Origin of the sequence: Actinophytocola sp., assembly GCF_036555685.1 — a bacterium.
Taxonomy (GTDB): domain Bacteria; phylum Actinomycetota; class Actinomycetes; order Mycobacteriales; family Pseudonocardiaceae; genus Actinophytocola.
The window spans coordinates 1-22858 of sequence record NZ_DATBKY010000222.1; the positions used below are offsets into that span (position 1 = coordinate 1).

A 22858-nucleotide genomic window follows, 5' to 3' on the forward strand; every position below is an offset into this window, starting at 1 on the left:
CGGTCGCCTTCCACGTGCTGGCCGACGACCGCCGGCTGACCACTCACTTCCGCAGCTTGTAGGCCCGGATCAGGGTCTCCTTCACGGTGTTGCCGTCCCGGTCGGACGCCGACACGCGCAGCGAGACCGACTCCGCGGCAGCCGGGTGGTTCAGCGCCGCGACGAGGTTCAGCAGCACCGGAACCCGCTGCCACGTCTCGCCCTCGTCGTAGGACGCCTCGACGGTCACCCGCCGCGGCCGCGAGTACGCGCCCGTCTCGTCCTGCAGCACCAGCGGCACCAGGAACGGCTTGCCGCGTTTCGCGCTGTCCTGCTCGTCCAGCACCGGCGTGAAGTGCACGGTGTTCAGCGCCAGCGCCGCCGGCTCCTCGCCGTCCACATGGGACGACCGGAACGTCCACTCGGCACTGATCGACGTCGCCAGGTCGAACGGCGCCGCCCGGGTCAGCTCGGTGGTCAGCCGGTAGTCCGCCGCCCCGGCCGGCAGGCCGGTGAACTCACCGAAGCCCGGCTCGGCCGTCTCACCGACGAGCTCCTCGCCGCGGTAGAGCCGCGTCGCCGCGGAGTCCACGACGGAGTAGCCGCTGTTGCCACCGGCGTCGGTGAACATCGGGATGCTCACGCCGAGGTCGTCGCCGATCCGGTAGCCCCACGGGAACTCGGTCGGCGGCAGCCCCGGGCCGAACACCGCGCGGCCGTACGGCTCGTCGTAGGTGCGCCCCGCCCGGTGCGTGCGCAGTGGCGAGTCCCACTCGGCGACCGGCTCCAGGTCCGCACCGACCTGGGTCAGGATCGACTGCCACCGCACGTCCTTCGCGGTGACGTACTCCTTGCGCGCGCTGGGCATGCCGACCGGAGTAGCCGCGCCGAACACGAACCCGCCGCCCGTCTCCGGGAACGGGAACATCACGCGGTCGCCCTGGTAGCCCTCGGCGGCCGGACCGAAGCTCGCCCGCACGGTCGCGAGCTCCCGCGGATCGACGACCTTGTCGTACCCGGTCGGGAAGCCCTCCTCGGGGTAGAAGGCGAGGCCGTAGAACGACCCGTCCGCGCCGAGGAACTGGGTGTTGATCGAGCCGGTCACCGTCGTGCCGGGCAGTGCCTCGCCGAGCTGGCCGGTGCTCAGCACGCTGAGGTCGTCGGTCACGAAGCCGCTGCTGAACGAGTAGTTGTCGGTCGAGACCGAGTAGCCGATATCGCCGAGCAGCAAGTCCGCCTCGGCGGGCGGCGTGACGCTGAGCGGCTTGGCCATCGTCGGATCGACGTCGACCGTCTGGGCCCTGTCGAGCTGCAGTCCCGGCTGGGCGATCTCGTTGTAGTGCGCGCCGTTGCCGGTGACCACGATGTGGTCGATCACGTACTTGCCCTTGGGCAGCCGGATCTGCGCCGAGCCGTCCGGGTCGTACGGGAACGCGAACGTGGAGTTGTCCAGGCCGACGATCAGCGTGCTGTAGTCCGCCGTCGGTGCGCCGTTCCCGTCGGCGTAGTTCAGCGTCAGGTCGTAGCTCTCGACCTCGCGCATGACGGCGAGCGCCGTGCGGGTCGTCGACTCGCCCGCGGTGGCCACGACCGCACCGGAGTACGCACCGTCCACAGTGCCCTTCCGGGTGTCGGCGGTGACTTCGACCGATGCCTCGCCGCCCGCCGGCACGGTGAGCGAGTCGGCGCTCAGCGAGAACATGTCGGTCGCGGCGCCGTCCGGGCCGGTCGCGTCGACCGACAGCGCGAGCGTCACGTCCGCGTCGCTGAGGTTGCGGTAGGTCAGCGACTTCGTGACCGGCTGGTCGTCGTCGTGCGGCCACTGGGCGACGCCCATGCTGACGCCGGTCGGCTCGGACACGACGGTCGCGCCGAGCGTCTTCGCCACGTCCACGCGGCCCGTGCCCTGCTGGAACGCGGTCAGGCCGGCGGTCGGCTTGGCCGACCCGGTCAGCGCCGCCTTCAGCTGCGCGCCGTTCCAGTCCGGGTGCTGCTGGGCGATCAGCGCGGCCGCGCCGGCCACGTGCGGGGTCGCCATGGAGGTGCCGGACAGCGACACGTAGCCGTCCTCGGCCGGGTCGCCGATCTGCCCGTGCGCCGCCTTCGCGGCCACGATGTCCACGCCTGGCGCGGTGATGTCGGGCTTGATCCCGCCGTCGCCGGTCCGCGGCCCGACGCTGGAGAAGTCGGCCAGGTTGTCGTCGTCGTCGACCGCGCCGACGGTCAGCGCCGCCTCCGCGCTGCCGGGCGAGCCGACCGTGCCCTCCTGCGGGCCGGAGTTGCCTGCCGCGATCACGAAGAGCGTGCCGTACTGCTCGGACAGCGTGTTGACGGCCTCCTCGAGCGGGTCGACGTCGGGCGTGTCCCCGCCGCCGAGGCTCAGGTTCGCGATGTCCGCGCCCTGCTCGGCCGCCCACTGCATGCCGGCGATGATCCCGGACTCGGCGCCGGACCCGAAGTCGTCGAGCACCTTGCCGTCCAGAATGGACGCACCCCAGGCGACGCCGCGGAACTTGCCGCCGGACTTCGCGCCCGTGCCCGCGACGATCGAGGCGACATGCGTGCCGTGGCCGAAGTTGTCGACGTTGTCCGGTGCGTCGCTGAAGTTCTGCTCGGCGACCTCGCGGTCCGCGAGGTCCGGGTGCGTCTGGTCGACCCCGGTGTCGAGCACCGCGACCTTCACGCCCTCGCCGGTGAAGCCGGCGTCCCAGGCCGCGGGCGCGCCGATCTGCGGCACGCTGTGGTCGAGGGTGGCCTGGCGCTTGCCGTCGAGCCAGACCCGGGACACGCCGGCCGCCGTGGTGCGCACGGCCGTGCCGTCGGTCAGCGCGTGCCACGCGGTGCCCGACTTGTCGGCGGCCACCGCCATCCCCTTGATGCTCGGCAGGTCGCGGGTCACGTGCGCGAGCCGCGGCGCCGCACGGCCCGCCGTGTGCGTGACGATCAACGGCACCGAGTCGCGGTGCGCGTCGTCGTAGCCGAAGTCGAGCAGCGCCGTGATGTCGAACAGCCTGCGGTCGAGCTTCCCGGTGGCGACGAGCCTGCGCGCGTCGGCAGGGATGACGTAGTCGTGGCCGCGGACGCTGAACGTGGAGAACGCCATCCCCTCGCGCCCGTGCGCCGGTCTGATCGTTCTGGCCTTGCCGCGTTGCACGGTGATCCGGTCACCGGTGAGCAGCGTGACGGTCTTCCCGCCCACGGCGGAATCCGCGGCCCTGGCCGTCGATCCCGGTGGGGGAGCCGCCCCGGCCGCCTGGGCGGTGCTCAACACCAGCCCCAGGACGGCTACGCCGACCCCGATCTTGCCGCCGATACGCACCTGACACCTCCGCTCGATGTGACTGGCGAGCGATGGCCGAGCTATACACAGTGTGTATACCGCTGCGTATGCCGTCAGACGGCTCCCGGTGGAGATAGCCCCTTCGCCCCCAGCCCCTGCCTGTGTGCGGCAAGAAGGTATCCCTCATCCGGTTGGGTGACAATAGTCCGAATGCCCGTACTGGATGGGAAATCACCGACGTGACGGGTCCGGCCCGGGGACGGCTTCGGGGCGGTCTAGCGTTGCCCCATGGTGATCAGGGACGTGGCTTGGCCGGAGGGCACGCCGTGCTGGATCGACCTCGCGGTGGCCGACGTCGAGCAGGCGATCGAGTTCTACGCCGACCTGTTCGGCTGGGAGGCCGAGGTCGGCGATCCGGAGACCGGCGGCTATGCGATGTGCACGGTGGACGGCCACGCCGTCGCCGGCATCGGCCGGAAGGCGAGCCGGGACCAGCCGGCGCTGTGGACGAGCTACCTCGCGGCCGACGACGTCGACAAGATCGCCGGCCGGATCGCCGACGCGGGCGGCCGCGTGCTGACCGAACCGTTCGACGTCGCCGACCACGGGCGGATGGCCATCGCCGCCGACCCGCTGGGGGCGACGTTCGGCGTGTGGCAGGCCGGGCGGCAGGTCGGCACGGAGCTCGCTAACGTGCCGTCGGCCCTCGTGTGGAACGAGCAGGTGAGCGGCGACCTCGAGGGCGCGAAGCACTTCTACGCCACGGTGTTCGGCTACACCTACGACGATGTCGAGGTCGGACCGTACGCGATGGTGAAGGTCGGCGACCGGGTCGTGGGCGGCCTCGGCGTGCTCGGCCCGGAGGCGCCGGCCGGCGCACCGTCGCACTGGCGCGCGTACTTCGCGGTCGCCGAGACCGACGCGGCCGTGGCCAGGATCGCCGAGCTGGGTGGGCGCGTGCTGTACCCACCGACCGACACCCCGTACGGCCGCCTGGCCTCGGCCGCCGACGACCAGGGCGCAATGTTCTTCGTCATCCAGGGCGGCTAGGCCCGCGCCTGCCGACTACCCGATCTCCACACCGGTCAGTGCGGCGCAGGCGGCGAGCAGGCCGTCCTGCACCGCCGGGTCGCTCGCCGCGGGGTGCGCGCCACGCTGCTGCTGGTGGTAGAAGTAGCCACCGGTCCCGGTGGCCGCCGGGTCGTCGCTGGTCGCGAGCCAGGCCTGGGTGACGGTGCCTTGCGCGAGGTCGTCGGGCGCGCCACGGCCACCCATCCTGGTGGGCACCCACCCGGGGTCGACCGCGTTGGCGCGGACCGACGGCCACCGCCGCGCGACCGCGAACGCGAGCACGGTGTCGAACAGCTTCGACTCGGCGTACGCCTGCGAGCCGTTCCAGCGCCTGCGCTCCCACTGCAGGTCGCTCAGGTCCGGGTCGGCCATGCGGTGCATGCCCGAGCTCAGGTACACGAGCCGGGCCGGCGCCGGTACGAGCGCGGTGAGCAGGTACGGCGCGAGCACGTTGACCGCGAACACCTGTGCCAGTCCGTCCACAGTGGTCACTCGGCGCCGTTCGCGGTAGCCGACCGCGGCGTTGTGGATCACGGCATCGAACGGCCCGGCGGCGGTCGCCTGTTCGGCGACCTTCCGGGTCTCGTCGATGCCGGCCAGGTCGCCGACGAGCACGGCCGCGACACCGCGCGCGGCCGCACGCGTGTCATCGGCGCGCTTGTCGTTTCGGGCGTGCAGGACCACGTCGTGGCCCTCGTCGAGCAGCCGGCGGCCGGCCAGCAACCCGAGGCCGTCCGCCGAGCCGGTGATCAGAACACGAGCCATGTCCCCACGATGCCCGCGAACGGCCCGCGCGGCTAGCCCGCCACCTCGTCCAGGCGGTGCAACAGCCGCTGCGGCGCGTCCGCACCCAGGGCGAACGGCGAGTCCGGCCACTCGTCCGGCTCCCGCTCGTCGAGCAGGTCCGCGGCTTCCAGCACCCACGTCGTGGCACCGGCCGACGCCAGGCCCGGAGTGTCCGCGAGCGCCTCGATGCCGCCGAGCTGCTGGATCTGCTGCAGCGCCGTGCTGAGGTCCGCCACGTCGACCGGCTCGTCGGCCTCGTCGGCCTCGTCGTCGCCGTAGCTCTCGTGGTACGCCTCCTTGCCGGCCAGGAGCACGGCCGGCTCGTCGGTCACCACGAAGTCGACCCGGTGCAGCACGGTCAGCCTGGCCGCCGGCTCGCCCGCCTCGGCCTCGTCATCCGCCTCGCCGGCCTCGTCGTCCTCAGCGGACTCGTCGTCCTCAGCGGACTCGTCGGACTCGTCGGAGAACTCCTCGTACAGGTCGTCGTCGTAGGAGTAGTCCTCCTCCTCGTCGAGGCCGAGCGGCGGCACCGTGCCGGTGAACTCGTACTGCTGATCCGCGTACGCGGTCGCCGCCGCCTCGAGGTGTTCGCCGGCCTCGGCGATCGCCTCCGCGTCGGCGTCGGTGCCGGTCATCTCCAGCAGCGCCGCGCTGTGCCGCTGGATCGCCTCGACCAGCTCCGCCGCGGCGATCCGGAACGACTCGCGGGCCTCGTCGGTCCACTGCGTGTCGTCCTCGTCGAGCTCGAACATTCGTGCAAGATCCCCTCACTGCGGCCCCGGGGCGGGCCGCACCGCGCGCGACGCTACCCGAGCGCGATCACCACACCGCCGCGAGGCGGGCGACGGCCGGCGGCAGGCTCTGCGCTATCGAGCCGGCGACACCGGCCCGCGAAGCGTGCCCACGGGCGACCGCGCGGGAGCGCGACGTGTGCGACGAGGTCATCGACGGCCGGCTTCGCTGAGCCATTGGGGGAACGGAGAACCGCGTGCGCGGGTGATCTCGTCGTGACATTCGGAATGTCGCGATTGGGAGGGGGTCGTATCACGCGGTCGGGCGTTTCGCGGAAGCGGGCAGAGCCGGCCCGTCGCGTAGCCGTGGACCGGCGGCTCATCCTCCATAATGGACACATTTCGGTGATCGCGAAGACTGCCCTTCTCTGTGCCGGGAAAAGCGCGGAAAATTCGTCTGTTGTGGATGCCCGGTGGTCCGGTGGGCATCGGATCACGCGAGTGCCGGTGACGACTGAGCGTATTGCCGGACCGCGTGCACACCGGACAGCACCTAGCGGGGGGAGTCGCTGGGCGCCGTCGAACCGCTGCCACGGTACGACTTTCGACGTCACTCGGAAGGCCGCAGCGGACCCGGCGAATTCATTACCCATTGTAGTCGCAATTCGCGTCATGCACGCCCCGAATGCACGTGCACTCGGCCCGATTCAATGAACCGTTATCTCTTGGTTCGAAATCGTTATTCAGACCTATTCCCTCGATATCCATCCGCGAAGTAATCTCATATGCGGAACGCGCTAAGCCTCAGCGCACCGCCCCAAACCCCGTATTTCGTCATTGGTTTCCTGGTACCCGCACACCCGTACAACCGCACGAAAACCCCTCATCAGCACCCTCGCCGAGCGTCGCAGGACCCCGGCGACGTACCCCCTGCGTCCCCTCCAGCACCGCGGATCAGGTCGTCGTCCTTGGCGCACCTCAATTGCCAGCTGCGCCTGCGCCGATCCGTGAGGATTTCGAGCACGCTGGAGTCCGGCATGAGGCCATACGAAGTCGACGCGCCCAGCTCGCCTTATCGAGTCCTTGTCCCGGTTCGGCCGTCGGGGGCCGGTCTGCATCGAGCCGACCAGTTCCCGATGCCCGACGCACCCGTCGCGGGCGCCCGCCTGACGATGTCCTTGGGGGTGCTGTTCGCGGTTCCGTTGCTGGCACTCAACTTGCGGCCCGCGGTGACGAGCGTGGGCGCGATGCTCACCGACATCCGGTCGGGAACGGGCATGTCGGCGGTGCTCGCGTCGGCCGTCGTGGCCGCGCCGGTGTGGTGCTTCGCGGTAGGCGGCGGGCTCGCCTGGGGGATGCGGTCGCGGTTCGGTACGTCCCGGACGGTGTCGGTCGCGCTGGCCGCACTCGCGGCGACGCTCGCCGCCCGCGTGCTGGGCGGTCCGTACCTGCTGCTGGCCGGCACGGTGGTCGCGTGCCTGGCGATCGCCGTGCTCGGCACGTTGTTGCCGGTCATCACGCACGCGGCCCCGGCGCGCGCGTGGGCGCTGCTGACCGGTTGCTATGTGGCGGCGATGGGTGGCGGCAGCGGTATCGGCGCGCTGGTCACACCGCAGGTCGCGGAGCGCAGCTCGTGGCGGCTCGGGGTCAGCGGCTGGGCCCTGCTCGCCGCTGCGGCGTGGGCCGCGTGGCGGGTCGCCACCCGGCGGTTCGTCGAGCCCCCGGTACGAGCGCAGAAGCACCCGGGTCCGGCCACCCTCCAGCCACAGGGCACGGCGTGGGCGCTGACATTCCACTTCGGACTGACGTCCGGCTTCACGTTCAGCATGATGGGCTGGCTGCCGAGCATCCTGCTCGAGTACGGGAACGTGCCACCGGCGCGCGTGCAGTGGATGTTCACCGTCGCGATGGCGCTGGGCGTGCCATTCGCGCTGCTGGTCCCGAAGTGGGCGCGGGCGACGGCCAGCCAGTCCGGGCTGGCCGTCGTGCTCGCCACGCCGAGCCTGGTCGCGACGCTCGGGCTGCTGATGTACCCGGCGTGGAGTCCGTGGTTGTGGTCGGTCGGGCTCGGCCTCGGTATGCCCGCGATCGGCCTGGCGCTGGCGATGATCTCGCTGCGCGCCGCGCCGGACGGCGACACCGCGGCCGCTCTGTCCTCGATGGTGCAGGGCGTCGGCTACGCGATCGCCGGCGCGGCGGCGCTGGCGTGCGGCCTGCTGCACAGCTGGTCGCACTCGTGGGAGTGGCCGCTGCTGGGCCTCATGCTCGTCATGTGTGGACAGATCATCTCCGGCATGTACGCCGGCCTGCCGGTCGTCGTGAGCGCGGGTGCGCGCCCGGAGCTGCCGCCGGCACCGGTGCGTGCGGCCCTGCCGCCCGCGATGCCGGCGCCCGCGCCGAGCTTCCCGATGAGCCCGCCGACGGGCATTCCGGTCCAACGCCCACCGGCGACTTCGCGCAGCGTCGCGACGCCGGGCCACGGCATCGCTGTCCCACGCCACCCGGCCGGCATCTCCGTCCGCCGCGACGACGCCTCCAGGCCGGGCAACGGCAGGCCACCCCTTCCGGCCGGCACACCGGCGCCGGTCAGCGGAAGGGCGGCGGTGCCGGCCGGCAACCGCGTGCCACCCGCGCCACCGGACGCGCCGACCCCGCGCAACGGCGGGCCGTCGATGGCGTCGAAGACGGGCATGCCCACACACGGCCCGGCGACCGGCGTGCCGCCGTTCCCGAACTCGGCGCCGCCACCGCACCGTGGTCCGGCATCGAACGCCGGCCCGGAGCCGGTGGACCGTCCCCCGTCGAGCCCCGGCTCGCGACCGGCGGGCGACTCGACATCGACCGCGGGCCCGACAGCGAAGGACGGGCAAGCATCGAACGGTGGCCAGGCGTCGAGCGCCGGATCGCGGCCGATCGGCCGCCCGGCGGCGAGCAATGGCCTACCGCCCGACGGTGGCCCCCGGCGTGACAGCACACCGGCGGGGGCCGCCGGCTCGCCCGTGGCGGGCCGGGCCGAGGCACCGACCGTCCCGGTGCGCGGCTGGCGGGGTGGCTCGCAAGTGCCGGCCGGCCCGGTCCCGAACCCGATGTACGGTCCGTTCTGGCCGCCGATCCACCGACCCGCGCCGCCGGACGCGACGTTCGTGCCGCCGGTGTGGTTGCCGCCGGTGCAGCCGAAACAAGGCCCGTGGCACGGGCCGGTCCCGGACTCGCCGGCGGCGTACATCCCCGGACCGCGCCGCCCACTCGACGACGACCCCGGGTTCGCCGAAGCCTCGACCACGGACCTCCTCCTGCCGCGGCAGCGCACCGAGGAACCGGTGGACACTCCGGTGACCGAGGTACTCCGGCCCACCGGGAAGCCGGCGGATGGTGCGAACGCGTCACCACCTCGCATCGACGACCCCGATGGCCCCGACGACACTCCGGTGACCGAGGTACTGCGCCCGGCGCGCAAACCGGCGGAGCCTCCGGTGACCGAGCCGCGGCCGCGTGCCGAGACGCCTGCGGAGCCTCCGGTGACCGAGGTGCTTCGGTCCGGCCCGAGGCCGACGGATGCCACGGCGACGGAGGTGGTCGTGCCGGGCCCGCGTGGGTGGGAGCCGGAGGAGTCCCGAGGGACCGAGGTGCTTCGGTCCGGCCCGAGACCGACGGACGCCACCGCGACCGAGGTGGTCGTGCCGGGCCCGCGCACCCACGAGCCCGAAGACTCCCAGGGCACCGAGGTGCTTCGGCCGTCGAAGCCGGTGGAGCGGGCGGAGCCGGTGGAGCGGGCGGAGCCGGTGGAGCGGGCGGTGGCGCAGCCTTCGCCGACCACGTCGCTCATGCCGCCGTCGCGGCCCGGGAAACCAGGCCAGTCGATCAAGCCGCCCAAGGCGGCCGGCTACGGCGAGGCGGACAGGACCAGCGAGAGACCGCTGGAGTGGGTGCCCGACTCGGCGAAACCCGTCCAGCTCGAGTTCGCACTCATGGTCGAGCACATGGTGCCCGAAGGACGGGACGAGACGACCCACATCCCGTATCCGCGCCGACCCGGCTCGTAGCGGTTCAACGGCGAACCGCTCCTCGCTGGGCTCCCGGTCAAGCCATGGTCGGGAGCCCTCCGATAGCTGGAACTACGACGTCGGCGGGACGAACCGCACCCACAGGGCCACCAGCTGCGCCCACATCCCCGGCAGCAACAACACCCCGGCCACCGTGAAGGCCGGCACCAGCAGCAGCTTCTCCACCCCGCCGCCGGTCCGGAACCGCAGCCAGCGCGGCGGCCGCAGCTCGTACCACGTCTCGCCCGCGATGGGGACCGGCCACAGGAACGGGCAGCCCGACTTCGTCACCGCGTCGCCGAGGCAGTGCATCACGCAGCCGATCGTCACCGCCACGCCCACCCAGCCGGTCGACGTCGTGAGCGCGTCGTCCAGGCCGCCGAAGTACGCGGTGAAGCCGGCCGCCGTCGCCGAGACGACCAGCAGCCAGTCGCCGAGGACGTCCGCCGCCAGGAACAGGCCGAACGCGATGATGCCGCCGACCGCCCACGCGCCGCCCAGGTGTGAGAGAGCCGTCGCCAGCCAGCCGAGCAGCACGGCGAAGGCGACGGTGTGCGTCATGTGCCGGTGCGTACCGGAGCAGTCCTCGTCGCGCGGGCCCTTCGTCAGCGCGTACAGCCCGCGCGAGCACACCCGCAGCAACCGCGACAGCAGGCCGGTCAGCGGACCGAGAAACCTGGACGCCGTGGCGTGCGGATGATCGAGGTCGGGCAGCAGCGCGTAGCCCGCCGCGGCGGTCGCGAACGGCAGCACCTCGGGCAGCGTGTGCAGCCCCACCAGCGGCGCCACCGCCAACCCGGCACACCACCCGGTCAGCGCATGGCTGTGGCCCATCATCCCGCGGTCCCCCTGAAGATCGGCAGCCGCGCGATCGTACGAAGGGACAAGGGATTTCCCACGCCGCCACGCGGTGGCAGGATCGCCCCGTGACCACATCGAGAACCAGCCGCCCACGGATCGTGCTCGCGGCCGTCGCGGTACTCGCCGTCCTGCTCTCCGGCGTCACCATCGCCGCGGCGACGGTCTCGTCCGACGCGGGCCACCGGTTGACCATCTCGACGGTCTCGAACACGAAACCCCAGTTCGTCAGCGGTGGCGACGCGCTGGTCCGGATCACCGGCGCCGGCGACGTGCGCGTGACTGAGAACGGGCACGACGTGTCGCACGGCTTCGTCCGCCAGCACGACGGCTCCCTCGTCGGGCTCGTCACCGGGCTGCGCGACGGGCGCAACATCCTCACCGCGCGCTCCGCCGGCCGAGTCGCGGACCTGAAGATCACCAACCACCCGCGGCTCGGTCCGGTCTTCTCCGGCCGCCAGCAGCGGCCGTTCTACTGCGAGACGACCGCGTTCGGGCTCGCGCCCGCCGAGCAGCCGCTGTGCGACGCGCCGGCCGTGGTCCGCTACCAGTACCGGACGAAGGCGGGCCAGTTCGCGCCGCTCGCCGACCCGTCGTCGCGGCCCGCCGACCTGGCGACGGCCACCTTCGCCGGCCGGTCGGTGCCCTACATCGTGCGTATCGAGACCGGGGTCATCGACCGCGCGGTGTACGAGATCGCCGCCCTCGACGACGGCCGCGGCCCGTCGCCGACGCACCCGGAGGAAGGCTGGAACGACCGGCTCGTCTACACGTTCGGCGGCGGCTGCAACGGCGGCTACCACCAGGGCGGCGGCACCGGCGGCGTGCTCAACGATCTGTTCCTGTCCCAGGGCTACGGCGTGGCGTCGTCCTCGCTGAACGTGCTCGACAACAACTGCAGCACGATCATCTCCGCCGAGGCCGCGATGATGGTCAAGGAACACTTCGCGGAGACCTACGGCCCGATCGCGCACACGATCGGCTGGGGCGGGTCCGGCGGCGCGATCCAGCAGTACGACATCGCCGACGCGTACCCGGGCATCCTCGACGGCATCATCCCGGGCGTCTCGTTCCCCGACCCGGTGACCACGATGAACCCGGTCACCGACTGCGGCCTGCTGAACAAGTTCTTCGCCGGCCCGGGCGCGTCGTTCACACCGGAGCAGCAGCGGGCCGTGTCCGGGTATGTCGCGTACAGCACGTGTGTCTCATGGGGACAGACGTTCGTGAACCGCAGCACGCCGACCGGCAGCTGCCCGTCGATCATCCCCGTCGCCGTGCGCTGGGACCCGGTGTCCAATCCGGACGGGGTGAAGTGCAGCGCGGCCGAGCAGTGGGTGAACCAGCTCGGGCGCGACCCGCGAACCGGCTTCGTGCGGTCGGCCGCGGACAACACGGGTGTCCAGTACGGACTGTCCGCGCTGAGGTCCGGTGCGATCTCCGCCGCGCAGTTCGTGGCGCTGAACGACGGCATCGGCGGCTACGACATCGCCGGCACGCCGCGCTCGGCGCGTACGGTCGCCGATCCGAAGGCGCTGCGTGCGGCGTACGAGAACGACCTGGTCAACAGCGCCGGGCTGGGCCTGCGCACCACGCCGGTCATCGACCAGCGCACCTACCTCGACAGCGCGGGCGGGTTCGGTGACATCCACACCGCCGAGATGTCGTTCGTCATGCGCGCGCGGCTGCTGAAGGCCAACGGCACCGCCGCGAACCAGGTGATCATCGAGAACGCGCCGACCGCGGCCCAGAGCGCCGCCGCGGCGACCTACGAGCTCGACGCGATGGATCGCTGGCTGACCGCGATCGGCGCCGACCGCTCGCACCGGGACCGCGCGGCGAAGGTCGTCGCGAACCGGCCCGAGGATCTCGGCGACGGCTGCTACCTGCCATCGGGTGAGCGGATCCGCGAGCGGCTGAGCTACCCGCCCGCCGGCCGGTGCGGCGAGCTGTACCCGATCAAGGCGAACCCGCGGCTGGCGGCGGGCGCGGAGCTGGCGATGGACGTGCTCAAGTGCCGGCTGCAGCCGATCGACTTCCGCGACTACCCGGTCCCGTTCACCGACGAGCAGCGCGGGCGACTGAGGGCGGCGTTCCCGCACGGCGTCTGCGACTACTCGCGGCCGGGTGAAGGGCAGCACCGGCCACGTGGGGACTGGCAGGTCTACTAGCCCTTGGGGACCCAGCGGCGCGCGCGTTCCTCGAGCGTGGGCGCCTCGCCGGGCAGCGGCGTGCTGGTCGGCGGGGTGCGCAGGCCGTCGAGGAGCAGCGTGAGGTAGCGCTGGCGCAGTTCGTTGGTGCGTGCCTCGTCGCCCTCGTGGACGGCCGCCAGCTGCTCGAAGATCGTGCCGAGGTCGGCATCCGAGACGTCCAGGCGGAGGACACCGGCCTCCTGGGTGCGTTCCACGAGCGCCACGTTGAGCCGGCCGGAGGTCTCGGCCATCGCGTTCAGCTCGGGGGAGGGGGTGAACGTGCCGGCGAGCGCGACGGTGATGGAGTGCGTGTCGGCCTTGACCACGCGGCGCATGAACGTCTCGAAGACCTGCCACGGGTCGCCCTCGACGTCGTCGACCGCGGCCTGCACGATCGCCGTGTAGGTCGCCAGGCCGTCCTTGCACACCTTGCGCAGGAGGTCCTCTTTGGACGGGTAGCGGCGGTACAGCGCGCTGATGCCGACGCCCGCCGCCTCGGCGACGGCCGCGACCGGCGCGGCGGGCTCGGCGACGAAGACCCGCCGGGCGGCCTCGGCGATGAGCGTGTCGTTGCGCGCGGCCTGGGCCTTGCGGCCGCTCATCGGTGCGGTCATCGTCGCCTCCTCGTCCACGGAACATAGCGCTCTGTTCTGTACTGAGCATAGGTGCGTGCGACGGCTCGCACGCCCCTATCCGTCCTTTGTTCAGTGCACGGCTTGCTTGGCCTGCTTGGGAAGCAGGAAGCCCAGCGCGAACGTCACGGCCGTCAGGCCGATCGCGATCACGGTGACCACCTTCGCCGCGCCGACGAACTCGGGCACCGCGGCGTGCAGCGGCGAGCCGACCGCACCGAAGAAGACCGTGCCGAGCACCGCGATGCCCAGCGACGCGCCGAGCTGCTCGACGGAGGTCAGGACGCCGGACGCGGAGCCGATCTCGTCGTCGGCCAGGTCGCCCACGATGATGTCGAACAGCGGCACGAAGATCATGCCCATGCCGAACCCGTAGATCGCGAACGGCGCGACCAGGCCGCCGAAGCCGACGGTGGAGTCCATGACCGCGAGCAGCAGCACCAGACCGGCGGCCATCAGCGTGAGTCCGATGTGGAGGATCCGGCGGCCGAGGTTCGCCAGGACCGTCGCGCCGACCGCGGAGCCGAGGAACGCGCCGACCGCCCAGGGCGCCATCGTGAGGCTGGCGCGCAGCGGCGAGTAGCCCAGGCCGAGCTGCAGGAACAGGCCGACCGCGAGCGAGAAGCCGGCGATGACGCCGAAGAACGCGATCACGAAGGCGACGCCGGAGCTGTAGGAGCGCTTGGCGAACACCGCGAGCCGGACCAGCACCGGTGCGCCGCCGCGGGCGCGGTTCGCCTGGTACCAGGCGAAAGACGCGAGCGCGGGCACCGACGCGGCCAGCATCGCGAACGTCCACACCGGCCAGCCGAGCTCGTGGCCCTGGGTGAGCGGGTAGACGAGCAGGAACATGCCGGCCGCCGCGAGGATCGCGCCCTTGACGTCGAGGCGCTGGCCGCGGGCGGGCGGCTCGCTCGCCGGCAGGACCCGCTTGCCGACGATCAGCGCGAACGCGCCGAGCGGCACGTTGATCAGGAAGATCATCCGCCAGCCGGCGAGGTCCGTGAGCAGGCCCGCGACGACCGGTCCGAGCACGGTGGCGAGCCCGATGACCGGTCCGAGCAGGGCGAACGCCTTGCCGACCTCGGCGCCGAACAGCTCGCGGATCAGGCCGAACGACTGCGGGACCATGATCGCGCCGAACAGGCCCTGCAGGACGCGCGAGCCGAGCAGCATCTCGGGCGAGCCGCTGACCGCGCACAGCAGCGAGGCGGCGAGGAAGCCGCTCACGCCGACGGCCATCATCGATCGGCGGCCGTACATGTCGCCGAGCCGGCCGCCGACGAGCAGCCCGACGGCCATCGCGAGCGTGTAACCAGCGGCGATCCACTGGAGCGTCGCGGTCGTGCCGCCGAGGTCCGCGCGGATCGCGGGCGCGGCGATGGTGCCGACCGTGCTGTCGAGGAGGTTGAGCAGGTCCGCGGACAGGATCGCGAACAGGCCCAGCCAGCGGCGGGGGTGGGCCTGCGGTGCTGCGCTCGTCGTCTGGGGCGGGGACTCGAGGATGGCGGTCACGGTGGCTCCCTGGCTCGTCTCTGACTCGTCCGATTCTGGAACGGAATGCTTAGTTCCGTTCCAATCTAGCAGAACGGAATACTTCATTCCAATAGGTTGGAACAAGATCTTTATGCTGTTCGAGGTGCTTTCGCGGGGATGACCACTCGGGCTGGAACATCACGCACCCCACGCGGATGGCGTTCGAGGGTGTCGCGTTCCTGGCGCGCTGGGGCCTACCTCGTGGTCGCGCTCGTCCTCTGGACGCGCCATCCGCCGGGCTGGTTCGCCGTCGCCGCGGCGGCAGCCGGCTGGGTGCTCGGCTTGTTCGTCACGTTCCGGTTGGATCGGTCGTTCCGGCGGGCCTCCGGCACGTGAGCTGGTTCGCCGAGTGTGAATCACGTTCCGCAAGGTTGGTGAATCACGTTCCGCGAACCGACTTCCGGCGGATGGTGGCGAAATCCTTGGCGCAGCAGGCTTGTCGTCATGAACCGCACCCTGCGTACCGCGCTCCTGCTCCTCGTGGCCGTGCTCAGCATGATCGGGTTGTCGATCGGAGTCGCGCAGGCCGACGACGGGGACGGCGACGGGCTCGACGACGCGCTCGAGGACACCGTCGCCGCCAACTTCTTCCCCTACGTGTGGTTCGACAGCGGTGAGGACTGCACCGCGCCGGCCACGGAGTCCAACCCGGGCACCGCCCTCGTCCGGGTCCGGCCGCACCCCGCCGACCCGGCGAAGATCGCGATCACCTACGTCGTGCTGTACGCCAAGGACTGCGGCGACTGGTTCGGCGGCGGGCACAACGGCGACGTCGAGCCGTTCACGCTCACGCTCGCACCGAACCCCGCCTGCCAGTACGGCTTCGGCGCGTTCGCGCTGAAGACGATCGCGCACGAGGGCACCGCCTTCGAGCACGTCGACCAGGTGTCGCTCGGCAACGCGTGCGACTGGGGCAAGCTCGCGGGCGGTTCGCCCCAGGTGGCGCGGGTCTACTCGGCGGAGAACAAGCACGGCAACTACGCGACGACCGGGTCCTGTGAGGACGGTGCGCTCGGCAACGACCACTGCTCGGAGTCGTTCCTGCGCGACTTCAACGTGGTGAACGCGGGCGAGGACGCCGCGCGGCGGGTCGACGAGCTGTCGGGCTTCCAGTTCCCGGGCGAGTACGCGTGGACCGACCAGGCATTCTCGGGTGGACTGGGGGCCGGCGGCGGCAACGCGGGCACGGTGCGCAGCAAGTTCCTCGACGACGGGTTGCTCGCACCCGCGTTCTGATCACGGCGTTTCGCGCGATCCTCTAGACCGAGGTTGGTTTGTAGTATTTCGGCACCTCGGTCGAAGTCGGAGGAGGCGCGGCGCGTGGGCGTGGTCGTGGGAGTCGACGGCGCCGGGCGGACCTTCCGTCTGCGGCGGCTCGCAGGCGCGTCCCCGGCGTGGTGGGCCGCGGGCGACCTGGCCGCCGGACTGGCCCGCGCCCGCGACGAGGGCGCGCTGGTGATCGTCGACGACGCACATCGCCTCGACGCCGCCGCGCTGACCTCGCTGGCGGCCGCCGCACGCGACGGCGTGCCGATGCTGATCTCCCGCCGCCCGACGATCGACAGCGCGGAGCTCGCGGCACTCGACGAGGCGGCCGCGGCGGGTGGGGTCGAGGTGGCGACCCCGCTGGCGCAGGACGAGGTCGCGGTCATGGTGGCGACGGCGACCGGCCGGACCGTTTCGCCGGAGACCGCGGCGGCGGTGCACGAGGCCTCGGCCGGGATGGCGGCGGTAGCGGCCGCGCTCGCGGATGCGCTGGCGGCGTCGCTCGGCGAGCCGGCTGGCGGGGCGCCGGGCGGCCCGGTCGGGCCGGGCTCGCGGGGTGGGATGACGCCGGTCGGGCCCGGTTCGCGTGGTGGCATGGCGCCCGTCGGGCGACCGGGTGGCGGGCCGGGCGGTCCCGGGCAGGGCTCGCGCGGTGGCATGCCGCCGGTGGGGCAACCGCGTGGCGGGTCGGCCGGCCAGGGCTCGCGGGGCGGGATCGCTCCGGCCGGGCAGCCGGGGGCCGGTGGGCCTTCGGGTGGCGGGCAGGGTTCGCGCGGCGGCATGGCGCCGGTTGGCCAGCCGGGGGCCGGCGGGCCGCCGGCTGCCGGCGGTGCTCGACGAGGCCCGGAAGCCGGTGCCGGACAAGGCTCGCGCGGTGGGCTCTCACCAATCGGGCAGCAGCCGGGTGGTCGCGGTGGGGCCGGACCTGGGTCGCGTGGCGGGTTGGCACCGGTCGGGACGGGCGGTGCCGGGCCTGGGTCGCGGGGCGCCATGACGCCGGTCGGGCAGGCGGGGCAGGTCTCGCCGCGGGTGGTGGCCGTGTTGGGGGCACCGGCGCCCTCGCTGGTCGCCCGCGTGCAGCGGCGGTTCGCCGTGCTGGGGGCGGAAGTCGGCGCGGTCGCGCGGGTCCTGGCCTTGCAGCTCGAGCTCGGGGACGACGTGCTCGCGGGGGCGGCGGACACCTCGGCCAGCACGTTGCCGCGGGCGTTGCGGACGCTTCGCGACGAGGGGCTGCTCGTGCCCGGCGAGGAGCGGATGATCCCGGCCGTCGCGCTCGCGGTGCTCGGCGAGCTTTCCGCGGCGGAGCGGCGGCGGCTGCATGACTCGGTCGGCCGGGCGCTCGTCGCCGCCGGGGCGGATCCCGTGGTGGCCGCTACCCAGCTGCGGGCGGCGCGGGTGCGGACCCCGTCGGTGGCGGCGATCTACACGCGGGCCGGCGAGGCGACGCGCTTCGCCGATCCGGCCGCGGCGCTCGCCTGGTTCGACGACGCCGACGAGGCCGGGGCCGACCCCGCCGACACCGCGCCGGGGCGCGCCGAGGCCGGGGCACTGCTCGGGCTGGGGGTGGACGTCGACCCGCAGAGCGGCGACCGGCGGCTTGCCCGCCTCGCGGGCGCCGCGGCCGCGCAGGACGGGCGCACCGAGCGGGCGGCCGACACCCTGCTCGCCGCCGACCCGGTGCTCGCCGTCCCCGTCCTGGTCGGCGTGGGGCGGCTCGACATGGCCCGCGCGGCGGCCAAGGGTGACCGGCTCGCCGAGGCCGCCCTGGCCGCCGCCGAGGATCCGGATGCCGCGGTGCCGCTGCTGATCGAAGCCGCCGAGGCCGCCGAGCGGGCCCTCCCCACCGCCGTCCTCCCCGACACCCCGCACGCCCTCGGCGCGATCGTCGCCGTCGCCTGCGGCGATGTCGCCGCCGCCGAACACCTCCTCGAGCGCACCAACCCGGACGCCGCCGGCGAGCACACGAGCGCCGACACGGCCGCGTCGCCACCCGCCACCGGCGCGGCGGACAGCGCCGGCCCGGTGTCGCGAGCACCCTTCGGCGGACCGGCTGCCGCCGTGCGGCACCGGCTCCTGCTTGCCTGGGTGCGGATGCGCGCCGGGCGGTACGACACCGCCCTCGCCGAGCTCGCCCGGCCCGAAGGCGAGCTCCCCGGCCGCGAACGCCTCCTCCGCGCCGCCATCGCCGCGGGAATCGCACGCCGCCGCGGCGACATCGCCGGGCTGCGCGCGATCTGGGGCGGGGTGGAGCCCGTGCTGGCCCGCCGGGTGGTCGACCTCTGGCAGCTCGAGGCCGCGGAGGAGCTGCTCGTCGCCGCCGCGCGGTTGCAGCAGCAGCGCCGGGTCGAACCGGTGCTCGCCCTCCTCGAGCGGACCGTCGACGGGCTGGGCCGGCCACCGGCCTGGGCGGCGGCGCTCGGGTGGCTGCGGGTGCAGGTGGCCGTCGCGGCGGGGGACAAGGACGAGGTCGCCGCACAGGCCGCGCGGATGCCGGCCGAGGCCGGGCCCAAGGGCGAGGCACAGCGCGCCGGCGCGCACGTGTGGGCCGGGCTGCTCGCCGGCACCGTCGTCCCGGCCGACACGATCCTCGCCGTGACCGACGCGCTCGCCGCCGTCCAGCTCCCGTGGGAGGCGTCGCGCCTCGCCGGCCAGGCCGCCATCCACACGGCCGACCCGAGCACGGCGCGCCGGCTGCTCGAACGCGCCCGCGAACTGTCCGAACCGGACTCAACGGCCGCCGACGCGCAGCCGGCGGCCAAGGTCGGGCGGGCCGCGAGCCTGTCCGAGCGTGAGCTCGCGGTCGCGAAGCTGGTGCTCGCCGGCAGCACCCACCGCGAGATCGGCGCGCAGCTCTACATCGCGCCGAAGACCGTCGAGCACCACGTCGCGCGCATCCGCTCGAAGCTCGGCGCGGGGTCGCGCGCCGAGCTGCTCGCGGTGCTCCGGGAGATCGTCTCTGACCCTGGGTGACCGGGCGAGCGCCAGGTGCTCCATTCGGCCCTCGGGCAGGCAATCCAGCGGGTTTTCTGTGGCCGGACCGACACGTCCGAGGGCTAGCCTCCGATCTATCCCCTAGCGGCCCCCCTCCGTCACGGGGGTCTCCCCGATGCCCGGATGCGGCCTCCCCCGCAAATCTGGTGTCACGCCCGACGAAGGCCCGGGTCGCAGCCCGATCGAGGAGGAAGAATGCCCATCAACGTCACCGAGGTCCTGCAGGAGTTCATCCGGAACCTGCTCACCGACCGGACCTTCGCGGCCCAGTACGCCCAGGACCCCCACGGGATGCTCGCCGCACAGGGCGTGACCGACCATGATCTGTCCGCAGTGGACATGCAGTCCGCCGTGCAGAGGGCGTGCGCCGACCCGTCGGTGTCGCAGGAGACCAGATCCGCGGTACAAGGTGGCTACAGCGGCGGGGGTGGCCCGTCCGGCCACAGCGGGGGCGGCATCGACCAGGTCGTGCAGCACCTCAACTACGTCACCTACCAGACCTACGAAGGTGACGAGTACATCACGAATCTGGTCGACAACAGCGTGGACATCACCGGCAACGTCTTCGGTGACGTGGACATCAACAACGCCACCGGTGACGGCAGCCAGATCATCGACGGCGACAACTTCGGCCAGGCGAACACCGGCGACGGTGCCGTGCTGGCCGGCGACGACGCGTCCGGCGTCAACACCGGCGTGAACACCGGCATCAACGCGGGCGGCGACGTCGAGGACTCGGTCGTCGGCGACGACAACCAGACGGCCAACGTCGACGGCAGCGCCGACGGCAGCGTGCTGCACTTCGGCGACGGCGATGTCAACAACACCTCGAACAACGACATCGAGGACTCGACCGTCGGCACCGGAAGCGGCGACGTCACCGACGTCGACGTCGAGGACAACGACACCACCGTGACCGACAGCCACGACACCGTGACCGCGGTCCAGGACAACGACACGACGGTCATCGAGGACAACGACACCGTCGAGGACAACGACATCTCGGTGGTCGAAGACAACGACACGGTCGAGAGCGGCGACGACGCGGTCGCCGCGCAGTAGGCACCCCTACGCGAAGCGGGCTGACCGGCCGGCATGCCAGACGGGCATGTCAGCCGGACCGCCCGCTGCCGCGTGTCCCGGCCCCGCACCGTCCACACAGGAGCAACCATGACCAAGCCGGCCACCGCCCCGCCCGCCGCGCGCGCGACGGACCTGGTGGACCTGGGGCTGCGTGCCTGCGAGGCCTTCGACCGGCCGGACCTCGGTGCCCGGCTGACCGAGGCCAAGCGCCGCCTCGCCGACCCGGTCATCAACGTCGTCATCGCCGGGGAGTTCAAGCAGGGCAAGAGCTCCCTGGTGAACGCGCTCGTCGGCGCACCGGTCTGCCCGGTCGACGACGACCTCGCCACCGCGATCCCCACGTTCGTCCGCCACGGCGAGGAGGCGCACGCCGAGCTGCTGTGGGAGGACGAGAAGTCACCGCGCGAGGACATCGACCTGAACGACCTGCGCCGCTACATCGTCGAGGGCGCCGCGGCCGAGGACGGCCGGACCACCCGCGTGACCGGCGTCGAGATCCGCCTGCCGCGCACGATCCTCGCCACCGGTCTCGTCCTCGTCGACACCCCCGGCATCGGCGGGCTCGGCTCCGCGCACTCCGCGGCCAGCCTCGCCGCGATCTCCCTCGCGGACGCGGTCCTGTTCGTCACCAGCGCCGCCCAGGAGCTCACCCGCAGCGAGATGGACTTCCTGCACCGCGCGCGCTCCATGTGCCCGACCGTCGCCTGCGTGCTCACCAAGACCGACTTCTACCCGGCCTGGCGGCGCATCCGCGACCTCGACCAGGGCCACCTGGCCGCGGCCGGCGTGGACGTGCCGATCATGCCCGTGTCGTCGACGTTGCGGGCCCGCGCGGTGAAGAACGGCGACACCGACCTCAACGTCGAGTCCGGCTTCCCCGAGCTGATCAAGGTCGTCCGCGACCAGGTCGGCGGGTCCGCGGAGAAGCGGCTCGCCACCGAGGCCGCCGCCGAGGTCGTGGCCCTGTGCGACCACCTCGAGACGGCGTTCAAGGCCGAGCGGGAGGCGCTGGCCGACCCGGAGGCCGCGCAGCGCGTGGTCGACGAGCTGACCGCGGTCAAGTCCCATGTGGAGTCGCTGAAGACCGCGGCCGCCAAGTGGAACCAGACGCTCGGCGACGGGATCGGCGACCTCAGCTCCGACATCGACTTCGACCTTCGGTCGCGGATCCGCGAGGTCACCAAGGAGGCCGACACCGCGATCGAGGTCGGCGACCCGGCCGACACCTGGGCCGAGATCGGGCCGTGGCTGCAGTCGCGGACGGCCGCCGAGCTGCTCGCGAACTACGAGCTGCTGCGCGACCGCGCCGCCGAGCTGAGCGAGCGGGTCGGCGAGCACTTCCGCGAGGCCTCCGGCGTGCTGTACCGCCAGTTCGACGTGCACGACCCGACGCCGCTCGCGGACGTCGGCGAGCTCGGCGCGGACCTCGACCTGCAGAAGATGCGCGTGGTCAAGCAGGGTCTCGTCGCCCTCAAGGCCGCGTACGGCGGCGCGATGATGTTCACCGTCATCGGCAGCATGGTCGGCATCATGCTCGGCCCGATCGGCATCGGCATCGGGCTCGTGCTCGGCCATCGCGGGCTGCGCGAGGAGAAGAAGCGGCAGATCCAGAAGCGGCGCAGCGAAGCCAGGAACGAGATGCGCAAGTACTGCGACAAGATCACGTTCGTAGCCGCGAAGGACTCCAAGGACACCCTGCGCCGCGTGCAGCGCGAGCTGCGCGACCACTACACGACGCTCGCCGAGGAGCTCACCAAGTCCAACGCGAAGGCGCTCGCCGCCGCGACCGAGGCCGCGAAGAAGTCCCAGACCGACCGCGAGAAGCGGCTCAAGGACGTCCAGGCCGAGCTCAGTCGGCTCGAGCAGCTGCGCGGGCTCGCGAAGGCGGTGGCGACGTGAGCGCCGTGACGCTCGTGGACCGCACCCGGGCCGTGCTCACCCGCGCGCTCGACGTCTACCGCGGCACCCCGTACGCGGACCGGCTCGCCGGCCTCCTCGCCCGGCTCGACCAGCCGCTGCGGGTGGCGGTCGCCGGCCGGGTCAAGGCGGGCAAGTCCACCCTGCTCAACGCGCTCGTCGGGGAGCGGCTCGCGCCGACGGACGCGGGCGAGTGCACCAGGATCGTCACCTGGTACCAGGACGGCCACACCTATCAGGTGCAGGCCAGCCTCGACCGGCAGCCGCCGCGGCAGCTGCGCTTCACCCGGGAGAACGGGCAGCTCGACATCGACCTCGGCGGGCTCGCGGCCGACGACGTGTCGGAGCTCGTAGTGACCTGGCCGGCGCAGGCGCTGCGCGCGGTGACCCTCGTCGACACGCCCGGCATCGGCTCGCTGACCGAGTCCGCGTCGCGGCGCACGTGGGACCTGCTGGTGCCCGACGAGGAGGAGACGCCGGCCGACGCGGTCGT

The 22858-nt window shown here is 72.6% G+C and carries 16 protein-coding genes; 9 read left to right on the top strand and 7 right to left on the bottom strand.

Going from position 1 to position 22858, the window contains the following annotated elements; all coding sequences use genetic code 11:
* Nucleotides 1–43 precede the first annotated feature (43 nt).
* Nucleotides 44–3178 carry a S8 family serine peptidase gene (locus tag VH969_RS20695; RefSeq protein WP_331976674.1) on the bottom strand — a complete coding sequence of 1045 codons (3135 nt, stop codon included), beginning with the start codon at nt 3176–3178 and terminating at the stop codon, nt 44–46.
* Nucleotides 3179–3547: 369 nt separating this feature from the next.
* On the opposite strand from VH969_RS20695, the gene VH969_RS20700 reads away from it, so the two are divergent.
* Complete coding sequence (locus VH969_RS20700; RefSeq protein WP_331976676.1) at nt 3548–4309, top strand: VOC family protein; 762 nt, start codon at nt 3548–3550, stop codon at nt 4307–4309.
* 15 nt (nt 4310–4324) lie between these two features.
* Here VH969_RS20700 and VH969_RS20705 read toward each other — a convergent pair whose 3' ends face one another.
* The 3 genes from VH969_RS20705 to VH969_RS20715 form a co-directional block, all read right to left on the bottom strand.
* Nucleotides 4325–5095, bottom strand: a complete 771-nt coding sequence (locus VH969_RS20705; RefSeq protein WP_331976678.1) for an SDR family NAD(P)-dependent oxidoreductase — start codon at nt 5093–5095, stop codon at nt 4325–4327.
* 32 nt (nt 5096–5127) lie between these two features.
* A complete protein-coding gene (locus VH969_RS20710; protein ID WP_331976680.1) occupies nt 5128–5868 on the bottom strand; it encodes a hypothetical protein in 741 nt (246 codons plus the stop codon).
* Nucleotides 5869–5935: 67 nt separating this feature from the next.
* The gene (locus VH969_RS20715; protein WP_331976682.1) at nt 5936–6085 is read right to left on the bottom strand and encodes a hypothetical protein; all 150 of its coding nucleotides are present in this window, start codon (nt 6083–6085) and stop codon (nt 5936–5938) included.
* Nucleotides 6086–6983: 898 nt separating this feature from the next.
* Here VH969_RS20715 and VH969_RS20720 point away from each other — a divergent pair.
* Nucleotides 6984–9890, top strand: coding sequence for an MFS transporter (locus tag VH969_RS20720; RefSeq protein ID WP_331976684.1), 2907 nt, complete (start codon nt 6984–6986; stop codon nt 9888–9890).
* A 72-nt stretch (nt 9891–9962) separates the two neighbouring features.
* On the opposite strand, the gene VH969_RS20725 is transcribed toward VH969_RS20720, so the two are convergent.
* Nucleotides 9963–10727, bottom strand: coding sequence for a metal-dependent hydrolase (locus VH969_RS20725; RefSeq protein WP_331976686.1), 765 nt, complete (start codon nt 10725–10727; stop codon nt 9963–9965).
* Nucleotides 10728–10816: 89 nt separating this feature from the next.
* On the opposite strand from VH969_RS20725, the gene VH969_RS20730 reads away from it, so the two are divergent.
* Nucleotides 10817–12919 (top strand): DUF6351 family protein, encoded by a 2103-nt coding sequence (locus tag VH969_RS20730; protein WP_331976688.1) that lies wholly within the window; start codon nt 10817–10819, stop codon nt 12917–12919.
* On the opposite strand, the gene VH969_RS20735 is transcribed toward VH969_RS20730, so the two are convergent.
* Together VH969_RS20735 and VH969_RS20740 are read right to left on the bottom strand one after the other, a co-directional pair.
* Nucleotides 12916–13554, bottom strand: a complete 639-nt coding sequence (locus VH969_RS20735) for a TetR/AcrR family transcriptional regulator (protein ID WP_331976690.1) — start codon at nt 13552–13554, stop codon at nt 12916–12918. The two genes, VH969_RS20730 and VH969_RS20735, sit on opposite strands and share 4 nt — an antisense overlap.
* A gap of 90 nt (nt 13555–13644) precedes the next feature.
* Nucleotides 13645–15087, bottom strand: a complete 1443-nt coding sequence (locus tag VH969_RS20740) for an MFS transporter (RefSeq protein ID WP_331976692.1) — start codon at nt 15085–15087, stop codon at nt 13645–13647.
* A gap of 189 nt (nt 15088–15276) precedes the next feature.
* On the opposite strand from VH969_RS20740, the gene VH969_RS20745 reads away from it, so the two are divergent.
* The 6 genes from VH969_RS20745 to VH969_RS20770 all read left to right on the top strand — a co-directional run.
* On the top strand, nt 15277–15444 hold the full coding sequence (locus VH969_RS20745; RefSeq protein ID WP_331976694.1) for a hypothetical protein: 168 nt from the start codon (nt 15277–15279) through the stop codon (nt 15442–15444).
* A 108-nt stretch (nt 15445–15552) separates the two neighbouring features.
* Nucleotides 15553–16344 (top strand): hypothetical protein, encoded by a 792-nt coding sequence (locus VH969_RS20750; RefSeq protein ID WP_331976696.1) that lies wholly within the window; start codon nt 15553–15555, stop codon nt 16342–16344.
* An 84-nt stretch (nt 16345–16428) separates the two neighbouring features.
* Nucleotides 16429–19344: a helix-turn-helix transcriptional regulator gene (locus VH969_RS20755; RefSeq protein ID WP_331976698.1), complete on the top strand. Its 2916-nt coding sequence runs from the start codon at nt 16429–16431 to the stop codon at nt 19342–19344.
* A 216-nt stretch (nt 19345–19560) separates the two neighbouring features.
* Nucleotides 19561–20427, top strand: coding sequence for a hypothetical protein (locus VH969_RS20760; RefSeq protein WP_331976700.1), 867 nt, complete (start codon nt 19561–19563; stop codon nt 20425–20427).
* 108 nt (nt 20428–20535) lie between these two features.
* Nucleotides 20536–22347: a dynamin family protein gene (locus VH969_RS20765; RefSeq protein WP_331976702.1), complete on the top strand. Its 1812-nt coding sequence runs from the start codon at nt 20536–20538 to the stop codon at nt 22345–22347.
* Nucleotides 22344–22858, top strand: a 515-nt coding sequence (locus VH969_RS20770; RefSeq protein ID WP_331976704.1) for a dynamin family protein, incomplete at its 3' end; no start/stop codon positions are given. The genes VH969_RS20765 and VH969_RS20770, both read left to right, overlap by 4 nt.

Excerpts from the sequence above, each read along its gene's own strand:
- VH969_RS20725 (WP_331976686.1), bottom strand. The coding sequence starts at position 10,727 with ATGATGGGCCACAGCCATGCGCTGACCGGGTGGTGTGCCGGGTTGGCG.
- VH969_RS20700 (WP_331976676.1), top strand. The coding sequence starts at position 3,548 with ATGGTGATCAGGGACGTGGCTTGGCCGGAGGGCACGCCGTGCTGGATC.
- VH969_RS20750 (WP_331976696.1), top strand. The coding sequence starts at position 15,553 with ATGAACCGCACCCTGCGTACCGCGCTCCTGCTCCTCGTGGCCGTGCTC.
- VH969_RS20705 (WP_331976678.1), bottom strand. The coding sequence starts at position 5,095 with ATGGCTCGTGTTCTGATCACCGGCTCGGCGGACGGCCTCGGGTTGCTG.
- VH969_RS20765 (WP_331976702.1), top strand. The coding sequence starts at position 20,536 with ATGACCAAGCCGGCCACCGCCCCGCCCGCCGCGCGCGCGACGGACCTG.
- VH969_RS20760 (WP_331976700.1), top strand. The coding sequence starts at position 19,561 with ATGCCCATCAACGTCACCGAGGTCCTGCAGGAGTTCATCCGGAACCTG.
- VH969_RS20715 (WP_331976682.1), bottom strand. The coding sequence starts at position 6,085 with ATGGCTCAGCGAAGCCGGCCGTCGATGACCTCGTCGCACACGTCGCGC.
- VH969_RS20720 (WP_331976684.1), top strand. The coding sequence starts at position 6,984 with ATGCCCGACGCACCCGTCGCGGGCGCCCGCCTGACGATGTCCTTGGGG.
- VH969_RS20735 (WP_331976690.1), bottom strand. The coding sequence starts at position 13,554 with ATGACCGCACCGATGAGCGGCCGCAAGGCCCAGGCCGCGCGCAACGAC.
- VH969_RS20710 (WP_331976680.1), bottom strand. The coding sequence starts at position 5,868 with ATGTTCGAGCTCGACGAGGACGACACGCAGTGGACCGACGAGGCCCGC.